The 25267-nt window shown below is 42.1% G+C and carries 18 protein-coding genes; 1 reads left to right on the plus strand and 17 read right to left on the minus strand.

Annotated features, from left to right (window positions below):
* The 16 genes from mnmE to tpiA all read right to left on the minus strand — a co-directional run.
* The coding region (mnmE, locus tag LHW48_02320) for a tRNA uridine-5-carboxymethylaminomethyl(34) synthesis GTPase MnmE (GenBank protein ID MCB5259295.1) at nt 1-1115 on the minus strand (1115 nt) is incomplete at its 3' end.
* The gene (dxs, locus tag LHW48_02325) at nt 1112-2983 is read right to left on the minus strand and encodes a 1-deoxy-D-xylulose-5-phosphate synthase (GenBank protein ID MCB5259296.1); all 1872 of its coding nucleotides are present in this window, start codon (nt 2981-2983) and stop codon (nt 1112-1114) included. The genes mnmE and dxs, both read right to left, overlap by 4 nt.
* 9 nt (nt 2984-2992) lie before the next feature.
* On the minus strand, nt 2993-4915 hold the full coding sequence (locus LHW48_02330) for a BatA domain-containing protein (GenBank protein MCB5259297.1): 1923 nt from the start codon (nt 4913-4915) through the stop codon (nt 2993-2995).
* A 3-nt stretch (nt 4916-4918) separates the two neighbouring features.
* Entirely contained in the window at nt 4919-5956 is a 1038-nt protein-coding gene (locus LHW48_02335) for a hypothetical protein (GenBank protein MCB5259298.1), read from the minus strand.
* Entirely contained in the window at nt 5953-6882 is a 930-nt protein-coding gene (locus LHW48_02340; GenBank protein MCB5259299.1) for a phosphatase PAP2 family protein, read from the minus strand. Before LHW48_02340 ends, LHW48_02335 begins: the two co-directional genes overlap by 4 nt.
* Nucleotides 6836-7951, minus strand: a complete 1116-nt coding sequence (locus LHW48_02345) for a GNAT family N-acetyltransferase (protein MCB5259300.1) — start codon at nt 7949-7951, stop codon at nt 6836-6838. Before LHW48_02345 ends, LHW48_02340 begins: the two co-directional genes overlap by 47 nt.
* A 7-nt stretch (nt 7952-7958) precedes the next feature.
* Entirely contained in the window at nt 7959-8603 is a 645-nt protein-coding gene (locus LHW48_02350) for a glycerol-3-phosphate acyltransferase (GenBank protein ID MCB5259301.1), read from the minus strand.
* The gene (locus LHW48_02355) at nt 8600-9304 is read right to left on the minus strand and encodes a YggS family pyridoxal phosphate-dependent enzyme (GenBank protein ID MCB5259302.1); all 705 of its coding nucleotides are present in this window, start codon (nt 9302-9304) and stop codon (nt 8600-8602) included. The genes LHW48_02350 and LHW48_02355 overlap by 4 nt, the downstream gene beginning before the upstream one ends.
* Nucleotides 9305-9312: 8 nt before the next feature.
* Nucleotides 9313-12912 (minus strand): C25 family cysteine peptidase, encoded by a 3600-nt coding sequence (locus tag LHW48_02360; protein ID MCB5259303.1) that lies wholly within the window; start codon nt 12910-12912, stop codon nt 9313-9315.
* A 421-nt stretch (nt 12913-13333) separates the two neighbouring features.
* Nucleotides 13334-14269 (minus strand): DMT family transporter, encoded by a 936-nt coding sequence (locus LHW48_02365; protein ID MCB5259304.1) that lies wholly within the window; start codon nt 14267-14269, stop codon nt 13334-13336.
* Nucleotides 14270-14869: a molybdopterin-dependent oxidoreductase gene (locus tag LHW48_02370; protein MCB5259305.1), complete on the minus strand. Its 600-nt coding sequence runs from the start codon at nt 14867-14869 to the stop codon at nt 14270-14272.
* On the minus strand, nt 14862-16370 hold the full coding sequence (locus LHW48_02375; GenBank protein ID MCB5259306.1) for an NAD(P)H-hydrate dehydratase: 1509 nt from the start codon (nt 16368-16370) through the stop codon (nt 14862-14864). The genes LHW48_02370 and LHW48_02375 overlap by 8 nt, the downstream gene beginning before the upstream one ends.
* 2 nt (nt 16371-16372) lie before the next feature.
* On the minus strand, nt 16373-17926 hold the full coding sequence (locus LHW48_02380) for a HAMP domain-containing histidine kinase (GenBank protein MCB5259307.1): 1554 nt from the start codon (nt 17924-17926) through the stop codon (nt 16373-16375).
* Complete coding sequence (mazG, locus tag LHW48_02385) at nt 17871-18632, minus strand: nucleoside triphosphate pyrophosphohydrolase (GenBank protein ID MCB5259308.1); 762 nt, start codon at nt 18630-18632, stop codon at nt 17871-17873. Before mazG ends, LHW48_02380 begins: the two co-directional genes overlap by 56 nt.
* Before the next feature lie 47 nt (nt 18633-18679).
* Complete coding sequence (locus LHW48_02390; protein MCB5259309.1) at nt 18680-21199, minus strand: hypothetical protein; 2520 nt, start codon at nt 21197-21199, stop codon at nt 18680-18682.
* A gap of 117 nt (nt 21200-21316) precedes the next feature.
* Nucleotides 21317-22090: a triose-phosphate isomerase gene (tpiA, locus tag LHW48_02395; protein ID MCB5259310.1), complete on the minus strand. Its 774-nt coding sequence runs from the start codon at nt 22088-22090 to the stop codon at nt 21317-21319.
* A 522-nt stretch (nt 22091-22612) separates the two neighbouring features.
* Here tpiA and LHW48_02400 point away from each other — a divergent pair.
* Nucleotides 22613-23503 carry a hypothetical protein gene (locus tag LHW48_02400; GenBank protein MCB5259311.1) on the plus strand — a complete coding sequence of 297 codons (891 nt, stop codon included), beginning with the start codon at nt 22613-22615 and terminating at the stop codon, nt 23501-23503.
* Between the two features lie 519 nt (nt 23504-24022).
* On the opposite strand, the gene LHW48_02405 is transcribed toward LHW48_02400, so the two are convergent.
* On the minus strand, nt 24023-25267 hold a 1245-nt coding region (locus LHW48_02405), incomplete at its 5' end, for a sigma-54 dependent transcriptional regulator (GenBank protein MCB5259312.1).

The raw sequence follows: 25267 nt of genomic DNA on the forward strand, positions 1-25267 counted from the left end.
CGATTGATAATGTTTTCTGGAAGTTTAAGCCTCATCAATAATGCCTGCGATATCTGCTTTAGCCCACCTTCTTCTATCACCGAAACCGGTATATGCTTATCTGAGATATATCTGTGCGGCAGATTATCTGCCTTGCTCGCCACAAAAATGATTTTGTCAAGAAAGCTTTCTAATTCAGAAGGAAGTTTGGGGCTATCTGTTTCATATAAGAAAAGGATGAGATCACAAGTCTGCATCAAGCTGTATGATCTCGCGATACCTTCACATTCGATAGAATCTGTAGAGCTGCGCAAGCCGGCTGTATCGTATAGCACAATAGGAAAACCAGCAAGAGAAAAAGATTCTTCCAAGTAGTCCCGCGTAGTGCCCGGATGAGGAGTCACAATGGCGCGATTCTGTTTTAAAAAAGCATTGAAAAGAGAGGATTTACCGGCATTCGGAGCTCCTGCCAGGCATACTTTTACACCTTCTCGCAATTTACGTGCATTGCGTCCTTCTTCCAGAAGCATATTGGTTTGGGATAGGATTTTTTCGATGCGTTGAGCCAGATCATCCAAATCGATTTGCGGCAAATCCTGATCGGCAAAATCAATTGCCAGTTCACAGCGTAGACGGGCATCGGATATTTCTGCAAGCAAGCCCTCTAAATGCCTACCGAGATATCCTTTCACTTGCATCAAAGCGGCTTCTTTTGCTTTGATGGTTCCGGCAGAGATGAGATCGTTTACAGCTTCGGCGCGGCTGAGATCCATCTTCCCATTAAGATATGCGCGCAAGGTAAACTCACCCGGATTTGCCAAGCGCATCTTGCTAAGGAGAGTACTTAAAATATGCTCGGCAATAAGAGGATTGCCATGACAGCTTATCTCCACAAGATCATCTCCGGTATAGCTATATGGAGAACGAAAAACCGAGATTAATACTTCATCAATAGGTTTTTGGGAACCATTCAGAAAAGTACCAAATGTTATTGTATGCGATGGTGCACTTAGCAACTTATCCGCTTGGCTAAAAAAACTGCTTACAATCTGAATAGTATCTTTCCCCGAAGCCCGGATTACAGAAATGGCGGCAGTTCCGGGTGCAGTACTAAGTGCACAAATTGCATCGTTCACAGGTGTTTTCTTACCTCATCCGCCAAAGCTTCAGGGTAAAAACCTATCGCTTTTTTCAATGCTGAAGTAGCTCCGTGAGGGATGAATCTATCGGGATAGCCAAAGTTGATTATATGGGCGTTGCTTTCTGCTAAAAGCTGACTGATATTAGCGCCGATACCTCCAATAATGGCATTATTCTCGAACGTAAAGATGTAGCTGCAGGCTTTACCGAGTGCTTTTAGTGTGGTTTTATCCAATGGTTTAACACTGCGTAGATTTACTATCACGGGAACAAGATTATGCTCTGCTAACAATGCTGCCGTTTCTAAAGCCGTAAAAAGAGCATCTCCCGCAGCAATAAAAGCAATAAGAGGTTCCGACGGTTTTTGTTCCAGATTGATAATTTCCGCTTTACCAAGAGTGAATTCTGGAAGCGCAATATCTCGGCAAATAGCCGTTCCGCGCGGATAGCGAATAGCTACTGGTCCATCCTCGTACGTGGCTGCCCAAACAAGCATTGCCTTCAACTCTTCGGCACAAGATGGAGCTAAAATGCTAAGATTGGGAACCCCGCTAAGAAAGGAAATGTCGAATGCCCCATGATGAGTGGCACCATCTTCGCCCACCAATCCAGCACGGTCTAAACACAAAACAACCGGCAACTTGGGTAGCGCTACATCGTGGATAATTTGGTCTAAGGCACGTTGAGCAAAGGTGGAATATATCGCCACAAAAGGTTTAATGCCTCGTGTAGCCATTCCTCCAGCAAGTGTGAGGGCGTGTTGTTCGGCTATTCCCACATCAAAAAAGCGCTTTGGAAATTTGGCTTCAAATCCCGAAAGTCCTGTCCCAGCACTCATAGCAGCGGTAATGGCAACAATGTTTGGCTTACTTTCGGCTAAAGCCATTAAGGTCTCGCCAAACACATCGCTATAGCTTTTTGCGCCTTTACAGGCAGTTTTGCCGCTTCGATTGTCAAAGGGACCAATACCGTGAAATGTGGAAGCATCTTCTTCTGCCGGCGAATAACCCTTACCTTTTTGCGTTACTACATGGATAAGAACCGGTCCTACCATAAAATTCTTTACGCGTTTGAAGATGGAGATAAGATGCGGAATGTCATGACCATCAATGGGGCCCACGTATTTAAAGCCGAGATCCTCGAAAATGATGTTTGGCACAAGGATATTCATCATAGATTCCTCCAGCTTTTGCGCTCCATAAATAAAACGGCGGCGAATACTGGAGGGAAGGCTACCGCTTAGATCCCAAATCTGTTTTTTTAGGGTGTTATAACTTTTGGAGGCATACATGCGCGCCATATACTTCTGTAAGCCACCCACGTTTTTGGAAATGGACATGGCGTTATCGTTCAAAACGACTATAAATCTATCTGGTTGAATGTGCCCGGCGTGGTTTAAGGCCTCAAAGCTAATGCCCCCGGTAAGAGCGCCATCCCCAATCACGGCAATACTATGAAAGCTTTCCTTGTTTAAATCTCGGGCGGCGGCAATACCAAGCGCAGCTGAGACAGAAGTGCTGCTGTGCCCGGTGCTAAAGGCATCATACGGGCTTTCGTCCCTATTTGTAAAACCACTGATACCATCCAACTGGCGCAAAGTATCAAAGCGTTCGTTACGCCCGGTAAGAATCTTCCAAGCGTAGCTTTGGTGACCTACATCCCAAACCACTTTGTCTGTAGGTGGATCGAAAACGCTTAAAAGGGCAAGAGTTAGTTCCACGGCTCCCAAACTAGGGGCGATATGCCCGCCATTTTTGGCAACAACACTGATAATACGCTCTCGCACTTCTGCAGCCAAGCGATTGAGTTCTTCATTATCCAAAGAGCGTATCTTTTGGGGATTATCTATTCTATCCAAAATCATGGCAAACTCCTATAGTTGAGACTTAGATTCCATATACTTGATGATGATAATTTCAATTATCACAAGCATCAATGCCAATATCAGAAGTGTCTTCCACAAATCCCTACCTAAGCGAGCCATAAACAACTGATTTTTATAGTTTTCACCAAGCAATTTGAAGCTTTTAGGAATGCTGCCAATAGTAGGATCACTATCTTGATATTGAAGATTTACAGCCACACGATAAGCTTTGGGGCTATCCGGATTTACTATATATACTCCGGGCTCGGTGGCGAGATATTGTGCTGAAGCAAGCTCAAGCCGTTCCATATTTGGTAAGATAAGCTCCTGTCCACGAATATTATCACCAATTTTGAGCTCAATTGAGGGAACATCAGCATTCATTAGAACAGAAAGCTGGCGATAAGCATATACCGCAAATGCCGGATCCGCAAAGAAGGGCGAATCGCCACCCACATCCCAAAGCCAGAGAGCAGAATTTGATGCTTCTAAGGCTAAGGCATTACCGGAAGCAGAAATAAGCGTGGACGCCCCCGGACTTGCTGCCCAATATGCGGTTATTTGGTTGAAACGCAGATTTTTATCTGCTATTAAAGCACTTGCCTGATGGAGCTCTGAAAGATGATCTATGCTAATGGTGTTGCGTTTGAACTCACTTAAGCTGGTTGAGAAACGCCGAGATAGCCATGTTTTGCTTTCTGTAGACATATTTGGAGCTGGACAGAATAAACTCCCAATACCTCGTGCATCCATTTCTTTAATGAACTCTGAAAGGCGAGGGCTCAAAGCAATGAACTCATAAAACACAAAAATCTGATAGCTACTAAGTAGCTGCATGTTTACGCTGGCAGGATCGATGTGATCGGGATTATTACCCCCTCCAAATACTTTTAAGATGCTATTGAGGTGAGAAGGTAACGCTTTATCGCCAATAACGGCAACACGGGGATGCTGGTAGTATTCAAAGGCAAAATAGGCACGATTGTCTACACTAAGGTATTCATCAATAACTTCGATATACCCAGATTGCCAACCTTGAGTGCGGAGCTCGAAACTGATTGTTTCTTTGGAGCTTGTGCGTGCAGGCACGCTTACGAAGCGCTCTCCAACTTTAATGTCGTTCACTACAGCTTGAATAAGGATATCACTGCGATCTAGAGAGCCATGATTGGTAATGCTAAATTCGATGGCTTGCTCTTTCCCCCGTTCAACAATCTTGGGTAATATGCGTGCATCCGAAAGAGATATATTCTGACGAGGATCCTTTTCACCAATGGGAATCAAAGCAACAGGATAATCGCTTTTGTAATCTATTTTTTCATTTATCAGATCACTAAGCAGATATATCTCCCGATTTGGCATTTGGGTCTCTGATAATCGTGATTCGGCAAAACTAAAAGTATCCTCCCAATCCATCGCCTGATAAGCTATGCTAATGCTTCTGAGCGTTTCTTCCGGAATCTCTTTAGCAAATATTTGAGAGTGCATTGCGTTCCACATAGCATCACGCGTAACAACAATTAGCCGATCATCATCTGTAGCATTATTGTTTATTGTGTTTATTGCTTTTTTAGCCAAATCAAGGCGACTGAGTCGATCCTCAACATAATCCATGCTGTATGAAGTATCCACAATAATGGCTAAGGCTGTTGGTGGATGTTTAACGGAATCCTTGCTTCCGGCTAAAGCCAGCATTGGACGGGCAATTGCAAGCGCCAGAAGCAAAATGATGAGCATCCTGATAACAAGTAACAGGATATTGGTGAGTTTGGTGCGGCTCTTTTCGTGCTGTTGACTCAACTTAATAAACCGTAAAGACGAAAAAATAATCCGCCGCGGTTTCTTCTTTGCTAAAAGCCAGATTAGTAGCGGCAGAACAGTTGCTGCAGCAAAAAATAGCAATCCGGCATTCAGGAAAGAAAGCTGAAACACAGGCTAAAATCCCATTCCCAAACTAAATAGAAACTCACTATCGGCAAGTTTCATGCCTTTTGTATTTAACGAGAAATCGAAACGGAACATCTGATAATAGTATCCTGAACCTATGGTGAAATTGATGTTGTCTGCCCCATAAAAATCCTTGCTATATGTGCCAATACGAATATCAAGCCCTTGTTCCACACTTTGGTTGTTACTAAGGCTGTTGGTATCCCAATTCATATTGTAGTTATACCCCAAGTGATATGTGGTTTCTGGTTTGCTTGAGATTTTACTTTGCACTCCAATACTTGTTTTTGAGGCATCTTTACCATATTGTACCCCGGCAGCTATACGGCGTTGTATTGTTGCGGCAGGGTAGTTTTCCCACCACAAGCGGGAGACTAGGTCGTATGCACTAAGCCCAAATACTGCATCTCCCGTTTCGTATGAAAATCCTAAATCTGTACTAAATCCTTTTACCTTGTCATCAATAAAATGCTCTCGAATCATCTGATTTCCCTCAAGATGTTCCGCTAAATATACTAACCGCCCACTAAGATATTTGAGATTTAGCCCGGCAGTTATGTTGGGCCAGCTATTATCTGTAATGCCAATACTCATCTGGATTTTATCGAGTTTGTAGTCGTAATAAAGGCTCTGATTTCTCTCAGCGTTGAACTCACTGATGTTGATAGATGCCATTGGTTGATAAGATATGGCAAACTGCTTGGCAACCAAAGTGAAGTATTTAAACTGCTTTTCATTGAGGAAATTGCTAACATTTACCGTCTCCCAAAAACCATGTTCTTCCTCATCTGCCAATCTGTAAGCCAAATACAGCATCGTACTTTGATTATTGGCAAGCAATGCGGGATTCCCGTATGAGGCAAAAGGATCTCCGGGATCGGTAACATTTATTCCTCCTAAGCCTAAGGCAATGGCAGACACGTTGTTTTCTATTGTGGCGTAGTCGTAACTACCAATGGGAAGAGGGCTTAACCCGTATAGCGATATTAAACCAATACTCATTAGCAGAACTAAGAAATATTTCATTTAAGAACTCCTTGCAATTTTAGGTGGGTGTAGTTTGCTAAATAGTAACCACCTACCCCTGTCAAAACGCCAAAAACTGCATCTATAAACCAATGATAATGACAATACACAGTAGCCAAACTTAAAAAGAAGGCAATTACAAGAAACACATACCCAAACCTGCGAGCATAACGCAATGCGGCGATAGTAAGCACAATTGCCACTCCCACATGAGAAGAAGGAAACGCTCCTCCAAGATGGTTACTGTGATTGTAGATAAACACCATGATATGGGTGAATACCCCTCCCCGATATGTGCGTGTAAGCTCCATCGCCTCAGGAATGTAGCGCCCACCGATAACCGGTATTATACTGTATACAAAATAACACAAATAAAATACAAAACTCAGGTTGAAGATCAGCTCCCAAAACCCCTTCGGATTCTTAAAATACAAATATAGAGGCAAGCCCACGATCATTGGATAGTAACAGAAATACGCAAAGTGAAATATTTCACTAATCCACAGTGAGTTGTAGCGCACCCCCCATTCTAAGGACGGTAAATAACCAAAAAGACTGAGATCTGCGTTCATAAAAAAGGGATCTAACCAGTCTGTAAAAATAACCCGATTAAAAGCATGCCCACTAGTAAAGAAATAACCGAAAAGAGCGATTGGATAGATACCTCGAATAAGGGAAAGGGCTTTTTTAAGACGAGGATGCTTTAGCTCTTCAATGCTGTTTTGCGCCCAAGCAAGAATAAAAATCCCTACTCCAATAGATAGCATAGCTGGAATGTGGAGATGTGGCTGATGCACGCGTTTAAGCCCAATCAGCATATAAAACAGAATCCAAGCAATATATGCCAGTGTAATTATATCTATAGCCGAAAGTAATGGTTTAGATTTGCTTGTCATATATTCTATAGGTTTTATATGGGATAGCATCCAGCATCTCCGCTACTCTGATCATCATAGTATTGTTCTCCAGAACCCATGAAAACTCACCCCTAAAAAACCCTTTAGGTAACCCATTTTTATATGAATAATAATAGAACAAAGTGTCGATCCCTCGCCCTTGATATTCTTTGATTAGCCCCATGGTTATTACTCTGGCACTGCCGATGTTCTTTTTGGCAAACAAAGCTTTGATAAGCGTAATTGGATTTACTTTTCCTTTCATCACTTGTAGCACTTCATTGTAGTTTGGCAAAGCCAAAGAGAAACCTGCCGGCTTACCATCTTTTTCGGCAATGAAGATTAGTTCTGGATCTGCCAAGGGCAGTAATTCTTCCACGATATGATCAAATTCTGCTTTCGTCATGGGCACGTTTCCCCAGTTGTATTCCCATGCTTTGGTGTATATTTCGAAGACAGTTTCAATATCCTTGCGCAGTTGTTTTTTATCTTTAGAAAGGCATCGAATTTGCACGCCAGCTCGTTTTTCTATAGCTGCTGCCAGGCGTTCCACCCGCTGAGGCATTTCTTTTCGCTCGCTTAAATAGGCATACAAATCCATTGTTTTTGTTAGCCCGCACTGTTCATATAGCTCTTGATAATAAGGTTTGGCATGGGGCATCATCACCATTGGTGGATCACTAAAGCCCTCGATTAGCAATCCTACTTCCTGATTCACCGAGAAGTTCATAGGACCTCGCATATCCTTGAAGCCCATTTGTCTGTTCCATTCTCCAGCTGCTTCAAATAGAAGTTTCGCTGCCCCTACATCGTTTGTACACTCAAAAAAACCAAAGAAACCAATATCCTCATTATGTTCTTTCTGATGCTGTGTATTGGTGTGAGCACTGATGCGTCCCACGGATTTGTTCCCTTCCATAAGTAAAAACAGTTGAACATCAGAATGTAGATAATAGGGATTCTTTTGCGCATCAAAGAACTTATACTGATCTTGGATTAGCGGCGGAACCCAAGCAGGATCGTTTTTGTACAGGTCAAAGGGTAGCATAATGAAGCTTCTAAGCTGTTTTTTACTACTTACTTTTTCTATCTTAAGCATCTTTTCCTCAGATTTCTCCCAACCTTTTTGATACAAAATAGTTTAACACCCCCATTAGCAAGGCATTAACAATAAGAATCGAATTGAAATATGTGGGCAGATGGGGTTTATACCAATCTGTTAGATAAAAGAAGAATTGAAAAAGAATCACCGGCAGAATTACAATGGTAAATTGAGCAAAGCGAATTTGTCGGAAGCGCACTACCAAGACCCATGCCAATACTACAGTGATAAACATTGGCAAAAAGGCAAAATAGGCAAAGAAACCCATGTATGTAAATATCCCTCTTCCACCCCTGAAATGGTGCGTAAAAGGCAAACAGTGCCCCATAAGCATCCCTATTCCATATATCAACATCAGATTGGGACTATATAATATGCTTATATCCATAATAGGCAACTGTTTATCTATCAATCGCAGAATGAATTCTATCAACAAAAGAAATAGGTAAGCCTTGCATAAATCCAACGCTGCCACCAATACGCCCATAGACTTACTAATATTCGTATAGATATTTTCCGTATCCGCCAAACCTGAGCCTACTTTATAGATGTTGAGAGCGCGAAAGCTTTTAGCAATGACGCGTGCAGAAGAGAATGACCCATAAAGATAGGCTATCAAGTAAATGACTACGGCTATTGGAACTATCATCTACTTTCTCCATAATTTCGTTCGCCAAAGATAGCGCTACCAATGCGTAGCATGTTTGCTCCTTCTTGAAGGGCTATTTCCCAATCGTGACTCATGCCCATTGACAGGTAATCAAAACCTTCCGGATAGTCTTTTTTTATCTTATCGAACAGCTCTTTAAGCTGCTTAAAATAAGGTCTGCTAATCTCCGGATTGGGATCCAGCTTGCCAATAGTCATTAAACCTCTTACTCTGATGGTTGAAAAAGAGGCTATCTTCCAGATTAATTTTTCTGCATTGGCAAAATTTACCCCGCTTTTTTGTTCTTCTGCGGTAGTATTTACTTGAACTAGAATATCTTGATTGCGGTTTGTGCGCCCCAATGCCCGATGGAGTTTTTCTGCCAAATACAGCGAATCTATACTCTGAATAAGCAAGGGTTCTAGCGAGAGCAACTGATTAATTTTATTGCTTTGCAGGTGTCCGATAAAGTGAAATCCGGCATATTTTTCTTTCACCATAGGCAGTTTTCGCATCGCCTCTTGCACCTTATTTTCGCCAATGTGCATCACACCGCTTTTTAAGGCAATATCTATCGCCTCTACGGGATGATTTTTTGTAACTGCTACCAAGGTGATATCTTCCTCGTTGCGTCCCAGTTCTGCTTTTAGAGCTTCAATTCTGGCTTTTATTGTTTGGATATTGGCTAAAATTCCCTTCAATTTAACTCCTATTTCATTAATAACATCTTACGTGTGAAAGTGCTTTGATTACTTTGTAAGCGGTAAAAATACAAACCACTGGCTAAGGCTTTGCCAAAATCGTCAGTTGCATCCCAGGCTATTGTATGATTTCCCGCCGCCATAAATCCCGATCTTAAGTTGCGCACTTTTTGTCCTTTCACATTAAATATATCCAAGCTAACGTTTTGAGCTCGTGCCAGTTCAAAGGCTATCGTGGTATTCGGGTTAAAGGGATTAGGGTAGTTTTGTTTGAGCCTATCTATTACGGGGGCATAAATGGCATCCTCATTATCCACATAGCCGGTAGCGGCAAAGGATGCCTGTCGATTTAGCGAGCCCCGATATGTAGTCCATGGCTCCAGCGAACTTTCCGGGCAACGAAGATTACTATACAAAATACCATTGGAATATCCTGCCACCAAACCATAATAGCCGTTAGAATCATAATCGACCAGTGTCGCGGGTGTTGCACTCAAAAAAGACGTAACAAAGGGATATCCGATCATAATACTGCCATCGTGATTGTAGATGTATACGCTATTCATATTGTTATGAAGAATAATCTCATATTGCAAATCACCGTCGATATCTGCAACCAAAGGTGGACAGTTGAATGCAGTGCCAATCTCCACCGGAAATCCCGGTATATCCGCTGAACTCTGCGTTACAGCCCACAACGTTCCAGAGGTGGATACTCCCACTAAGTCTAATGATCCATCTCTATTCAAATCGGCAATAATCATACCCCCAGAAATAGCATTGTCGATGTTTTTTTGAAACACTATCCCGCTACTATCTACCAGGTACAAATCGCTATTGGTACCCAATGCAAACTTGCCATTATCCAATATCACCGGACTTATTGTTACCGAAGCACCTAAATTGTGACTATACAATTCATTTACAAGCCCATCGGGACCTACAACGACTACGTCCCCTGCGGATGTACCCATAACAATTTGCATTGGCCCCTCGTTTGCAAGCTTGCCTACTGCCAATTCAGTTCGAACCATCGAGCTCAACTGAATTGGAAATCCCGCTATGCTATACCCTTGATTGTTAATTACGTGCAAGCTTCCATCTATTCCAGTGCATATCACTTCGCTATTGCCATCTCCATTTATATCCGCGATAACCGGACTAAATAGAACTTGAGTATTGGCATTATAGTTAAAGATCACATCTCCATTAAGATCCATAGCCAATACTTTCCCAGTGCGGCTAGTAGTCACAATATCTTCGCCTGCCACGTTGTCTATTTGCCCCAAAGCACTACTGGAAAATACATTTAAGGGCTCGGGAGGGCTTAGAACGCCCGTTTCTTCGCCATTGTTGTCTACTATGTGGACGTTACCAAGCACATCTACATACAGTATTTCGTTATTCCCGTCTTGATTAATATCTGTTACAATGGGAGCAGATTTTCCGCCATGATAAGTTTGCCAAGGAAAACGATCATCAAAAAGGGTAATTTCAAAGCTGGCATCGTAATACTTGATGCCCGTACTTAAGTTAGTTACAGGGTCTATAGATTCCAACGATAAACGAAGGTTGTACTCCCCAAAACTCAAGTCTTGCGGCAGATTAATATTGATTCCGATATTATCTGAGCTGAATTCTCCCGGCAAGAGATAGTTTATATAGATCCATTCCAATGTTTGGTCCAGCCCCTCAGGGATTGCTTCTATTTTCAATGTCACATCGTATGCTGTGCCCCAACCTTCAACATTATGAATGGTGGGAACAAGCCGGATTGTATCTCCTGGATTTATTGTTCCATCCAAGCCTGTGTCCTCAAACTCATAGCTTACCATTTCCAGCATCGGAATATCAAGATTAGGAAACTTAACTTCTACCGAAGGATCTCCAAAGAGAATAATCTCCATATAACACCATCGCATAACATCATTCGTGATGGCATTGCTCATATTTTGCAAACGAGAAAAACTCAGTGCCTCTCCAAATTTGCTAAAACCAGTTTGATACAAACCCAAAAAGTAATCTCTATCATAAAACTGGCTGGCACCGTTGATGCCTCCGGGCATATACCATCCATAGCGGGTGTTTCCTACAAAAGAAAACAATCCGCCCGCTTCTTTTACAAACTGCTCGGCTACAGATTCCGAATCTCCAGATGTGCGCTGATCGAATGCGGCCGGATAGCATCCCTGTGAATACAGGAAACCATACTCCGTATTTTGCAATTGTATAATACTACCACTGCCTTGCCCCATTAAACTAGTTTCATTGGCGTGTCCCATGTGATTCATCACATTTACACCGTCGTTTATGCTATTCCACACTGTTGTCGAGCTATAGGTGCCATCTCTTTGATACTGAGTGCTAAAATCATATTCCCCCGGAAGATATTGGGCTACATCGTCTTTGTAATCTCCACCCCAGGTAAGAGGATCGTTATTCAGGTTTTCTCCATAAAATATGGCTTTATTGTTACTATAGGAATTGTGCTCCACATAGTAACGTATTTTACGAAATATATTATTGAACTCAGTCTGAGTTTCAGCCGGAAATCGCCCAATATCGAGTTCGGCTATTAAATCTGTCTCATCCTGCGCTTCACCATAAATTGCGTTGCCGTTTGCGTTCCAATTGCCATCTAAAGCGCCAAAATAGAGATCAGACGGCATACGGTTATCCACTGTGCTGCCCACTCTGCCAAATACTCCTCGTTCCGGCACAACCTCGTCATCTCCGCCCATTATTACATACTCTAAAGGATTTTCGGCATCAATCCAGCTTAGATAGGCATCGATTATAAAGTTGCGAACCTTCTCGGCATTATCGGCTCCAGTATAATTTGAATAGATAAAATCGGTACTATAAATTGCGGTAGCTATCCCTTTTTCGGTACGCCAAGCAGCATATTCCTCAAACCAAGCCGTACGAGAACTACTGGTAATAATAATCATGCTTGTAGCATCAGCTGGATCGATGAACCTGCTTTGGTACCTACTTTTTGGTGCATTAGCGTATGAAGCGGCAATTTGGGGATTCTTAACCAAAGTTTCCAAGATTCGCAAGCTGCTGTTATGCTCGCTTACATATTGTGCCTGCATTTGTGCTGTTTTGACACTATCATCGGTATTGATTTTAAGCTCAAAGGATTCATAAGCCACCAATTCCTTCGTAATCGGATTGTAACGTAATGGAAAAACGTTAAACATGGCAATGGCATAGCCTCGATAATATTGTGTGCCTAAATACTCAAAATCTTTTGGGGGAAAAAACATATTCTGTTCATAAACCTCAGGATCGGCAACTGTTTGGCTATATGCTCTGCCCTGAGAAATGGGGACTTGATCTCTGGCAAAATCTACGCTAAATCCCTTACTCAAGTTACGGGTTTTCCCCCAATTGAGCGAGGCACCGGTATAAACCTCCCCATAGGGAAGTAAAACATTTAGCTTGTAATAGTGCAGCATAGGTTTGCCGGGTTCTATAAGCACAGAATAATCTTTATAGTTCTCTTCTCGTTGTTCTGGATTGGTTTGCACTTTGATCTGCAAAGCATTTGCCAGGCTCGCCAGGCATATAAGTGCTAGGGTAATAAACAAGTTACGTTTCATATATCTTCCATTTAAATCATTTCTTCGCTACAAGATTTCTTTAGCTATAATACAGAATCAGAAAGCTGCATATACGTCAAGAATAAATTGAAACTTCCCCTCACTTCTAAGTTTATGCCACAATTTATAAATCGCCCCCTTCGGTGCCAATGGATTTTTTTAAGTCCATGCGTAAATCCCCCACAAGCCTCTACCTTCGTAAGCTGGATCAACTATAACTTACGTTTGCTTCATCGGAAGATCATCGGGCAAAACAGGATGATATCGGCCGGAAACCAAGAGATGACTAACTTAATCTCTTGGGGGAATAACCCGAAAACTTCTAGCCTATGAAAGCACATCACTGCAGCAAAAAACTTGGGCATCACACTGATTGTCAAATTATCTAGTGCTATTTCTTTTCCTGCACTCTGCAGTATTATCAACTTATTATAGGAGGTATTTTGGGCATTCGTTCACCCAGCAAATAACGTTGTTTAAGCTTTTTGAGATCCGCATATTGCGAAACAAAAAGCCCTACAAGAGTTAAACCTAAGCCCAATATCGTACGGATGCCAATGCTATCTCCCAAAATTATGAAAGCCAAAACCACCGTAAAAACGGGGATCAGATTCGTAAATACGTTAGATTTTGCCACTCCTAAACTGCGGATAACATCCGTAAACAAGGCAAAGGCACCGATGGTGGCAAATAGCGACATGGCTACAATTGTGGATATGCCTCGTAAAGAATGAGTTACGGTAAAAAAATGGCGTCCCTCCAAGATAAGGAACATGGGTAGAAAATATACTGCTCCAAACATAGTTTGATAAGCTACAATGGTAAGGGTACTGTATTTTAGGGTTAATGGTCGCACCATAAGCCCATACCCAACTGCTCCAAAAATTGCCAAGACGAGAAACATGAGTCCGGTAATAGTAGCGCGTAATTCTCCGCCCCCAAAACTCATAATGGCTACCCCCAAGCACGATATAATAACGCCAAAAATAACATACACACTAAGGCGTTCTCTTAGTAGTAACCAGGCACCAATGGCAGCAAAAATTGGTATAGTGGCTATAATAATGCTGCCCATCGAGCTGGAAACATACATCATGCCGTTAGCCTCTCCGTTGAAATATAAAAAAGGCTCAAAGAAAGCAACTATCATCATGCGCCAAATATCTTCCCTGTGCATCTTTTGCCAATGCTTACTTATTACCATAACGCCAAATAGCAGAATTGAGGCTAAAAATAGGCGCAAAAATATCACTTCATAGGGCATATACGTTTCATAGGCTATTTTGTACCACACAAAAGTGATTGCCCAACAGAACATTGCTCCAATGGCACGCAGATAGGTAATCCAAAGCTTCATCTATATAAATTCCGTTACTTCGCCATTGGGAATGCGCTTAAGTGTGCCATTATCATTGATATCCCGGCAAACTCCAGCTTCAATTTCTCCACTATCGGTATATCCTCTCATCTCCCAGAACCCAGGCACATAGTGATCCATAAGCTCAATTTTAATTAGACTTTTGGCTGATTTGTAGCCCCAAAGATAGGGTATAAGGGCGCGAATGGGTCCGCCGTAATCTTCATTCAGTAGCTCGCCGTCAAACGCCCAAGCTATTAAGGATTTTTCTTTGATTGCCTCTGCAATTGGAATAGATGTATCGTAAATTCCGCCAACCGACCAAAAGCGCAAATAACGGCAATCCCGCTGCATTATAACCTGTTTTAGTAAGCGGTGTATTCTAATTCCTGTCCAGGTTCCAAAAACCGACCAGCGGGTAACACTTGTAAGCCTGGCATCTACTGTATCTGCGCTCATATCTTGTAAATCTTGCCAGCTAAATATTGTGGGTTTATCGCACAATCCGGTAACTTCTAATTGCCAAGATTCTCTTTCCAATGCTCCAGGATGTCCTTCAGCCCAAAATATGGGAGTATTCATAGCGGCTAGTTTATTCATACCTATCTCCTATGTGTTCAATAATATCGGTAGGCAAAACTGTGAAGCTGCTGCGTGTTTCACATAGTTTAACAGCCGTTTTGCCAATTAATAAAGACGCTGTACATACAGCATGACTTAAAAAAGCGCCCTGAGCGGCAAAAGAGGCTATTAAGCCGGCTAAGATGTCTCCACTTCCCCCTGTGGCAAGAGCGTCATTACCCGCACACACAATGTGGGTTTCTTCTTTGCTGACATATATGCTGCTGTGTCCCTTTAGAAAAATTGAACAGCCCAATGTGGATTGTAGTTTGCTTACAGCAGAGATCAGATCTGCATCCAGTTTTTTTAAACTGATGCCGGCTATCCGGCAGAACTCCGCTTTATGGGGAGTAAGCACCATCTTGCGCTTATGAGCGCCATCCGGAAACCCGGGATTCTGTGCCAGAAGCGTAATGGCATCTGCATCGATCACTGTAGGTTTTTTGCTGTGCTTCAATACTATCTGCAACAAGCGCAGAGCATATTCATCAAGCCCCATCCCACAGCCTATGCAGATTGCATCTGCTTTAGCCAGAATTTCCATAATTACGGCTTCATCCGGTAATCCCTTTGCATCTTCGGGAATGGCAAAATTCATAATCTCGTCTGCTTTGTCGGCATAGTAAGGCAAGATTTCTTTGCGTGTATAAAGATATACTAACCCCGCTCCTCCGCGCAATGCAGATAGTGCCGCAAGCCTTGCACTGCCTGTATAGCCCAAGCTGCCGCCAAAAATTACCACTCGCCCAAATGTGCCTTTATGAGCATCTACGGGACGCTGAGGCAAATCTAGATCGTTGTATAAAAATGATTTCACTCTACTTTTATATTGAACCGGAATGCCGATGGGAACCATCAGTAACTCTCCACAATTAAGCCGTCCATTTTGCAAAAGGTGTCCGTACTTTAATTCTTCAATAACGATGGTGTAGTCCATTTTAAGACACTCACCATTCCCGGTATCGGCACATAAACCGGAAGGAATATCGATGGCAACCTTACAGGCTTGCAAAGTATTAAGCACGCTGAATAAATATGAAATGTGTTTCGGCAGTATCCCCTTAAAGCCAATTCCAAATACTGCGTCCACAATAAGCGAGATGCTACCGGTAAGCTGCCATAAAGCCGTTTCTGCAGAGTCATCGTCAAAAACTTCTAGGATAGGGATCTCCAGCTTTTCGCAAAGCTCGCGATTGAGCCTAGTTTCTTCGCTCATCTTACCATTTGCTAAGCTCATAATGAGCACATTTATGCCAAATGATAGTAAGTTTCTGGCTATCACATAACCATCACCACCATTATTGCCACTACCACAAAGGATAAGAGTGTTCATATCCAAATGCTGTTGGCAATTGTGAATGATTGCTTCAGCACAATGTGCACCGGCAGTTTCCATTAGGATTCGAGAAGGAATACCCAATTCTTTGATGGTTTGGGTATCCATGTTTTTCATTTCCTTGCTGTTTAGAATTCTTTGCATAATCACTTCTTGTAATGTTTGGCGTTATAAAGTCTTATTTCTATGGTTGTACCCTCATTTAAGGCACTTTCCACCACACGAATCTTACCTTGATGATATTCTTCAATGATGCGCTTGGCAAGGCTAAGCCCCAAGCCCCATCCTCTAGTTTTTGAAGTTACACCCGGGTCAAATACTTTTTTCCAATGACCTCTGGGAATTCCTTTGCCTTCATCGCGAATATGAACATATACAAAGGGATATTTTTGAGTTGCCGTAATAATAATGTTTCCACCTTTGCCAGACATAGCGTCTACACAGTTTTTGATCAGGTTTTCCAACGTCCATTTGATCAGCTCCACATCCATCATTACTTCAATATGCTCTATCTTGCTGATCAGGTGGATATCTATGCGAGAGCCTAAATGAGGCATGCGATTGCGAAAATACTCTACTATTTCATAAAGTATAGAATTAAGTTCCTTCGCCTCAAGCTTGGTTATGCTACCTACCTTCCCAAAACGGGAAGCAATGTTTCTTAGATGCTTCAGGTCTGCGCGCATAAAATCAAGTATTTGGGACATATCTGGGCGTTTTACTCCCTCTGCAGGGCTTTCAGCCATATAATCTATCCAGCCCATTAACGAAGTAATTGGCGTTCCGAATTGATGCGCCGTCTCTTTGGCTAAACTAACCCACAAGGTATCTTTTTCGCTCCGCTTCAATAAAAGTAAGCCATAACTGCCAAAAAAGACTACCATTAACGCCAAGAAAAGCTCCAGAATGATGATATAACGGATGTATGAGAGAGATTGTGGATTGGTAAAATAGATGTAGCCAAGCGAATCTGCTTCATTAGAAAGAGGAATCTCTTTCATCGAAGATTGCTGTGAAAGCAAAGAAAACTGGTCGTCTATATCAAGCTGATGAAATCGGGAAGATTCATCAATACCTACATTCCGCCAGTAAAGAGGCTCGCGGTTACGGTCTGTAACGATAATCTCGTAATCTATATTCCTGATAAACTGCTCAAAAGAGATAGGCTTACTATAAAAGGCATAGCCGGTTAGGCGCCCATCATCAACAAGCGGCGTCTGTATCATCGAACCAAGCAATTCGCCAAGCCGCAAGCGGGATTGATGCGAAAGATCTTCATATAGACTATCCGTGCTCACAGAAACATTCTTCCACACCAGAGGCATAAGGTTTTCATCGGTTACAATTATGGGAATGGGATTTTCCGACATAAACTCGGTTGAGATATAATCCCACAGTTGCTGTTGAAAATCTCGCTTAGCCGTGAATTGAAGGTATTTTGAGCTAACCTCAGTAAGCAACTGGGCATATTTCTCCGCAAGCCTGAGATAACCATCCGTGTAAGCAATATACTTGGCAAAAATACGGGGCACAAACTCCTGCTCTTGCTTTGCCTTCTGGATTAGAACCTGAGTATATAAGGCAAAAAACACAAATATGAATAGCGAACCCAAAACCAAGTATAATCTTAGTACGTGAAAGCGATTAGTGCGTTTTTGCTGATTCCCAGTGGAAATCGAGTTCCTCAAGACTTGCTTCATGGATTTCATCCTCGCTGTATTGCGCTTCTACATGACGAAATCGCCGGTAGAATTTGCGGGTTGTAGCCTTCAAAGCAGCTTCGGCATCAATTCCCAGCTTGCGTGCAAGATTAACTATACTAAATATATAATCTCCCAGTTCTTCTTCTATTGCTGCCCGGTCTTCTGCGGCAAGAGCTTCATGCAATTCTTCGTATTCTTCCTCAATCTTCGCCATCACCTGCTTCAGTTCTGGCCAGTCGAACCCTACAGATGCCGCTTTTTCTTGTATCCGTTGAGCTTGAATAAGTGCAGGAAGTGAGCGAGGGATACCGTCCAAAACGCTTTTTCGCTCTTTCTTTTCTTTCTTCTTGATGCGCTCCCAATTCATCTTTACACTTTCTGCATCCTCTACCTGTACATCACCAAATACATGGGGATGCCGGCGTACAAGTTTATCGCAAATAGCGCTCATTACATCTTCAATATCAAAGTTTCCTTCTTCGCTGGCTATCTGTGCTTGAAACACAATATGCAGCATCAAATCACCCAGTTCTTCCCTCAAGGCAGTGTAATCTTTGTCTTCTATAGCCTCCACTACTTCATATAGCTCCTCAATGAAGTTTGGAACAAGGGATTCCCGAGTTTGCTTGAAATCCCAAGGACATCCCCTTTCCGGATCCCTAAGAGAGGCAACTATCTCAACCAGACTTTGAAATTTACTCATATAATCTCACAATTTAGGTGCAATGCTGAATTCATTTTGCAAAGCTTTTATTCGATACACAGTAAACGTTTAAGGAAAGAAGGCTTACGTTGTGGAGTCTTGATCAATTCAGCATTCTCTTCCATGATCAGTGTACTCTTTTTGCCTTCTTTCAGATAGCCTTGGATGCTAAGTTTAGAACCGTCCAGCATGTGGATCTTTCCATCTATATTGAAATCACTTTCTGGCGCAGCAACCACTTGTACACCGGGCATAATGGTTAGGCTGGCATTCTTGTGCAGTTTCAGTTTTGCGCCTTTTTCCAAGATAACATCTTGTGCGATAACAGTATCGCCTTTTAGGGTAATCTTTCTCTTAATCACCGGCGGCAGTGTCTGTACCATTTTAAACAAGTTGCCCTCGCCGGCGGGAAGCTCAATTTGTACTTGATTATTGTGCGAGATTATTATGCTGTTATCATTGGGATCAAGAAAACCAACATAATCGCCAAATCGCCTCGAAACCTTTTTATCCAGCTCAATAACCAAAGTTTGCGGATCCGCTTGAGGGAAGTATTCATCATAAAGATCGGAATGCACATACCTTTCCAGAGTGTGTTTGCCCGGTTTAAAGTAGTTTCCGCGCCTGTTCACGATCATCAGATAAGGATTCTCATCCCCATCGCTATAAAAACCGCATTGTACATACCCATCATAGGGAGCATCTGATTGGGGCAGCACCTGAAGTTTCTTGATAAACGTGGCTTTAGGAATGCCACTATTATGGGCTGTTGTCATGATCCTCTGTGCGTCCAACCACTCCAAATCACGAATAATTTTGCCGTATTTATACACCTTAAAATTGGTGTGCATGTGAGCGTTCCAAGTATGACTATCTAACACGGGTTCGGGATTCTGCTGCTTGCCGTCTACCATTGGCGAAATCACGCCTGTATAATCTCCATAGCCCTCTGCATCATGTCGGGCTTGTACGATATAATGGAATATACCATCCGGCTTGTATACGAGCGGCAGGTACAGTATCGCTTTCTGCATCGCATAGGGCGGCTGTTGCAAGGTCCACCAGGTATCCGGTTTACCCTTGATCCAATGCCCAAAAGCCTGTACAATCGGGAAAAACTTGCGTCTCGGATCTTGGTCTCGATACTTCACACCCACTTCATAAATCTTTAGCATCTTGTTATCAATGGCATCCTGGACAAATACATAGTGCTCACTATCCGGATTGTAACTAATCTCATACCTGATGGGATATATATCGGGAGCGAATATCCATGGCTGAGTAGCTTCTATGAATGCTTCAGTATGATCGTAGTAAATCTGTTTATCTTTGTCGCGCTGTATTCTGCCATAATTCTTATCATAGATTGCAGTCATCATGGCAATGCCCTCTTTCCAGAGGGTTTCTTCAATGATGTCGTAGCTATTGAACAACCCCAAATAGGGTTCATCAAAGGCATATAAACCGCTCACATTACCATGGGGGTTATCCATTAGCTCTCTGGCGCGGCGGACTATCCCTTCACGGAATGCGGAATCCGTGTTTTTCAATTCATGGCTGATTTGATCCTCTATCTCTATGAAATCCAGCTCCAATGTAGCATTACCGTGCCAATACACCTTGGGACTCAGATTTTGCAAGACAAAAAAGAAGTCCTTTGGTGCATCAAATAGGTTATTCTGAATCAATTCGGAATATGAGAGCTTAATAACAAAATCCACAAACCCATCTTGAGTATTAGCGTTATTAAGATCATTGAGAGTAAAAACAATGTCTTTACCATCCCCTTTTTGTGAGGCAGCTTTCAGATTTACTCTTTGTCTCTCAGAGACTCCGCTGGCAGTATGCAATCCGGAAAGGTTAAATGTTAGCAAAGGATCAGTATCCTTCGTCGCGGGATCAATATCCGATAGGCGAAAACGATAGTTTATCCAAAAATAGTCTTCCTCATATCCCTTAGAACTCTTCTGTAACACGAAGAATTCTTCCCCAAAGAGAGGATATTGTCCCTTGGTATCCGGCCATCTATAGCGAATATCGCCATAAGCATATCCGGCTTGATCCTTACCCCGTTCACTTTTCCAGACGAAGCCATTTGATGCACCCGATGTTTTTACGGCTTTCCCAACGCGAGTAAACTGGTCATCATTTCGCGACGCATACCAGAAAAGGTTATTCATGCTGTCTTTGGGATTTACATCCCGCTCATCCAGATACTCCGCTTCAAATTTATAGTAACTTGATACAGCGAGGGGCATACAGGCATAATGTGCGTTATTTGCCGGATCTTCAGAGTAACCATTATCCGTGATCCATGCATCGATGCCGTAGCGATCCATTATCTCCAGTAAACCATCCAGATCATTATCTGTAATCCCTGTTTCAATAATGCTGGCGTTGTAGCCCAATGTTTGCATATAACTGCACAACTCTTCACGATATTTTAACATGAAGCTACTTGTATTTCTTACGTATGAATAAGTTCCTAGCGTAAATTCATCTGAATGCTTGGCACTCATCTGAAAGAATAGTATAATCAACATTACAATCAGATAATAGCGTTTCATATCGTCTCCTGCTTAAAATAATTGTGAAGCTGCGAATCGGGCAACACATAACAGTTGTAACAACGGCATCGGTATATTCTACCGGTGCGTTGCAATATTTCTATTCTTCCCATGCATTCACTTGCTTTTGTTAATAGCAATATTCAGCATTTCTAAAAAGGAATCTGCTTGCAGTGAAGCTCCGCCAATTAAACCACCATCAATATCGGGCATGGCAAGTAATTCTTCTATGTTATCTGGTTTCATACTTCCTCCGTATAATAGGGAGAGTGAATCTGCCAAATCGTCACTATACGTATTTGCCAACCAATTGCGGATAAGTGCATGAGCTTCCTGCGCCTGATCGCCGGTGGCATTGCGTCCCGTGCCTATTGCCCAAACTGGCTCATATGCAATGATTAACTCATTACCCCGATACAGGGTTATTTGTCTTAAACAACCTGAAAGTTGCTCGATAATTACATCCTTGGTAATGCCTGCCTCACGCTGCTCTAAGGTTTCTCCGATGCAAAGAATGGGCACAATGTCTTCATTCATCAACATCATTATCTTTTCACGTATCATCTCGTTGCTCTCGCTATGATAGGCTCTGCGCTCAGAGTGACCCACAATACAATAAGGCAGGTTTAACGAAGCCAGCATGCTTACTGATACTTCGCCGGTAAAAGCCCCATCGGGATGTGAGCTAACATCTTGAGCAGCTACTTTTACGGGCGTAGCGTCAAATTCTCTTAAAAGAACCGCTAAAAACGGGTATGCCGGTGCTATTATTGGTAATACATTTCCCATTTCTTTGCCGCAAAGAGATTTTGCTAGAGCCACAGAGAAACTCTTTGCTGCTTCCAAATCCTTATGCATCTTCCAATTACCAGCTATTATCTGTTTTCGCACTTTCACCTCAAATAATTTTTTTCTTTATTACACCACTTAGAAAAACTCGTGGATACGTCAAGAGATTTCCAGTTTTGGGATTTAATCGCAATTCCGTGATTCATATTTCCCTTCATTTAGTATCTTTACTTTCTCGTTTTGCACTTCTCTTATTTTACTTTATGCATGTTTAAAAGATACTTCACCCTGCCTTAATGCAGTACTTGCAACAAAATCTTAGCCTAAACCTATGCTAATTGTGGCTTGAGTAATAGGGAAAGATTCGTGCTTTATTAAGAGATTTGTTCATAATCCAGTAACAAATCATGGAACGTACGATGAAGCCTATTAACTGATCGGGTTTAATACATGCGCCCCTTCAATAAGCGTACAAACCAGCATAGAATCAACTGTTGTTGCGCTGTAAGTAAGCTAATTCTCTGTTATTGGGCAATATTAGCAATATATAGTTGTAGAAAATATATGGATTTTCTTTGTGCACCGCGCCTCACTTTTATTATATTATCCTTTATGAGGAAAATAATGGAATATCATCACAAAGAGCGGGTACTAATTGAATTTGGCTCAAATACGACTAAAGTTCTTGTTACAAAATCTTCTACCGATAGAGAAGGTTGCTTGTATAGTATACCACTTAGGCTTGCAGCAAAAATAACGAAATCTGGAAAACTCTTGGCATCTGCAGTTTCTTCCATGATGAAAATCATCTCCGATGTGCAAAAGCGATTCCCCCATGCCCAAGAAGTTATCCTCGTTGGAACAGAGGCTTTGCGCCGAGCCAATAATCGGGAAGAAATCCAAAACACTATTTATCAAAACTTCAAACTTAAGCTGCGAATTCTATCTTGGCAAGAAGAAGCTGAGGCAGCATTTAGGGGAGTCCAGAGCGAAATCCATAGGCCTGAGCGTATTGTTTGTTTCGATATTGGAGGTTCAAGTACCGAGATAATTCAAGGACATAACAATGTAATTGAACACAGCCTTAGCTTTAGACTGGGAGCTGTAGATTTGAGCCGTAAATACATTCTGCGTACTCCTCTTACTAACTGTATGTTTTCTGGCATACTGGCAGAGATTTGTAAAACCCTCATCTGGAAAGCACCTGCTTCTTTTACATTGGTTGGAATAGGTGGTTCGGTATATACCTGTGCTCAAGTTGCATTAAATCATGAAGAAAGAAGCCAAACATCAAGTGAGGCTTATAAACTAAGTAAAAGTGAACTATTTAGACAAATGCAAACCTATAGGGCACTCAACGTAGCTGACATTGCCAAGATACCTGGCATAGATGCCTCCAGGGCAGATATTATCCTGCCTGCTGTGATGATTATGCTGCACATTCTAGAAATCTCAAACTCTAATATAATTGTTGTGAGCAATCGAGGTGTACGCCATGGCATTATGTGGCCATAACTAACTATCTAAAACAGAAAAAAAGGATCTCACAATGCACAAATGTGAGATCCATAAATCCCCGGAAAACAGTATTGTCTTGCAACACCTTTGTACACCCAATACCGGGGCGCCATACTTCACCATGCCCATCATTTTTGCCTTGCTATTATGCGTGCAGATGTATGATAATAAGTAAAATATCTAACTTCTGCTTTCGAAGAATGCATAAACTAAGCGTCCAATTACCAATAGATCCTCTTAAAAATACCCTCTAGCCTACAGATCCCACAAAATGCCATCCCCTTTTACCCCTTACCTGAGATGCCTGCTTCTCAGGAAGTCCGTTTGTAAGAATCCGCATTACGATCATTGCCCAGCGGATATGTCATATATGTACAGCAGAAATTGCGCCAATCTTCAGATAGAGGATAAATAACTGGGATTTATGCAATTAGATCAGAAAAGCTAATGAGTGGGTATGGTAAAATTTACCACACATCAGAGCAAGATTGATGAGATATTTGTAAGAATGTGGTATTATTTACTGGATATATCTACACCCAAAGCGTTGAGTTTTTTAGATAGATTAGATTTATCCATTTTAAGGTAATTAGCTGTACGAGTAATGCTTCCGTTATGTGCTAAGAGAACGCTTTCTAGATAGTTCCGCTCAAATCTTCGCACAGTTTCACGGAATGAGGCGGAAGTTCGATCAGTATTCGGTTCATTTGTGGTAAAATCCACCACACTCAAGGCTTCATTTTTCGAAAATACAGCTGCGCGTTCCACTCTGTTTTTCAACTCGCGGACATTACCAGGAAATCTCTGTTTCATCAGCCATGTAGCAGCATCAGGTGAAATACTTCTGGGACTAATCTGGTTGCGGCGACAAAATCTGCTGATAAAATGCTCCGCCAAGGCAATAATGTCCTCACTACGTTTGCGCAAAGGAGGAATCTCGATCTTGATAGTACTTATGCGATAATAGAGGTCATCGCGAAAGCTACCTTCATCAACCATTGTTTTTAAATCGCGATTGGAAGCGCTGATTATTCGAGTTGATACTTTTTGAGTTATGCCTCCTAACTTTTGGATTTCTTGCTCCGAGATAACCCGTAATAGCTTTGCTTGTACCTCCATGGGCAAATCGCCTATTTCATCTAGGAAAATACTACTGCCTTGGGCATACTCAAAATATCCCTTACGAGAATTGACTGCCCCTGTAAACGCTCCTTTCTCATAGCCAAAAAACTCTGCTTCAAATAGTTCTCTTGGAATAGATGCACAATTAACACTTATCATGTTCTTATCACTCAAATCTGAAAGACGATGGATGGCGGCAGCGGCTAACTCTTTCCCCACTCCCGTTTCTCCTTCAATCAACACCGGACTGTCAAACTTTGCTGCCTGGATAATGGCATCAAATACATTTTGCATTGCCTCAGAGCGCCCTACCATGCCAATTGAGGAGATCTGTAGGTTTCGCATATTCTTGGCCATAAGAATAGATTCGCGCAAACGATCCAAGCGAATAAGTAAATGATCTTTGGCTATGGGTTTTTCAATAAAATCTGTGGCACCATATTTGATCGCATTTACTGCATCGGGAATGTGTCCGGAACCAGATATCATCAGAATAGGTAGCCGCGGGAAACGTGTGTGTATGTCTTCCAACACGTCAAATCCATCTTGCAGAGCGGGAAAACGCATATCTTGCATTACAAGATCAAAACTCTGACTATCTAGTGCCTTATTTGCTTCATCAATACTGCTGGCGGTATA

It is taken from the genome of Candidatus Cloacimonadota bacterium (genome assembly GCA_020532355.1).
Taxonomy (GTDB): domain Bacteria; phylum Cloacimonadota; class Cloacimonadia; order Cloacimonadales; family Cloacimonadaceae; genus UBA5456.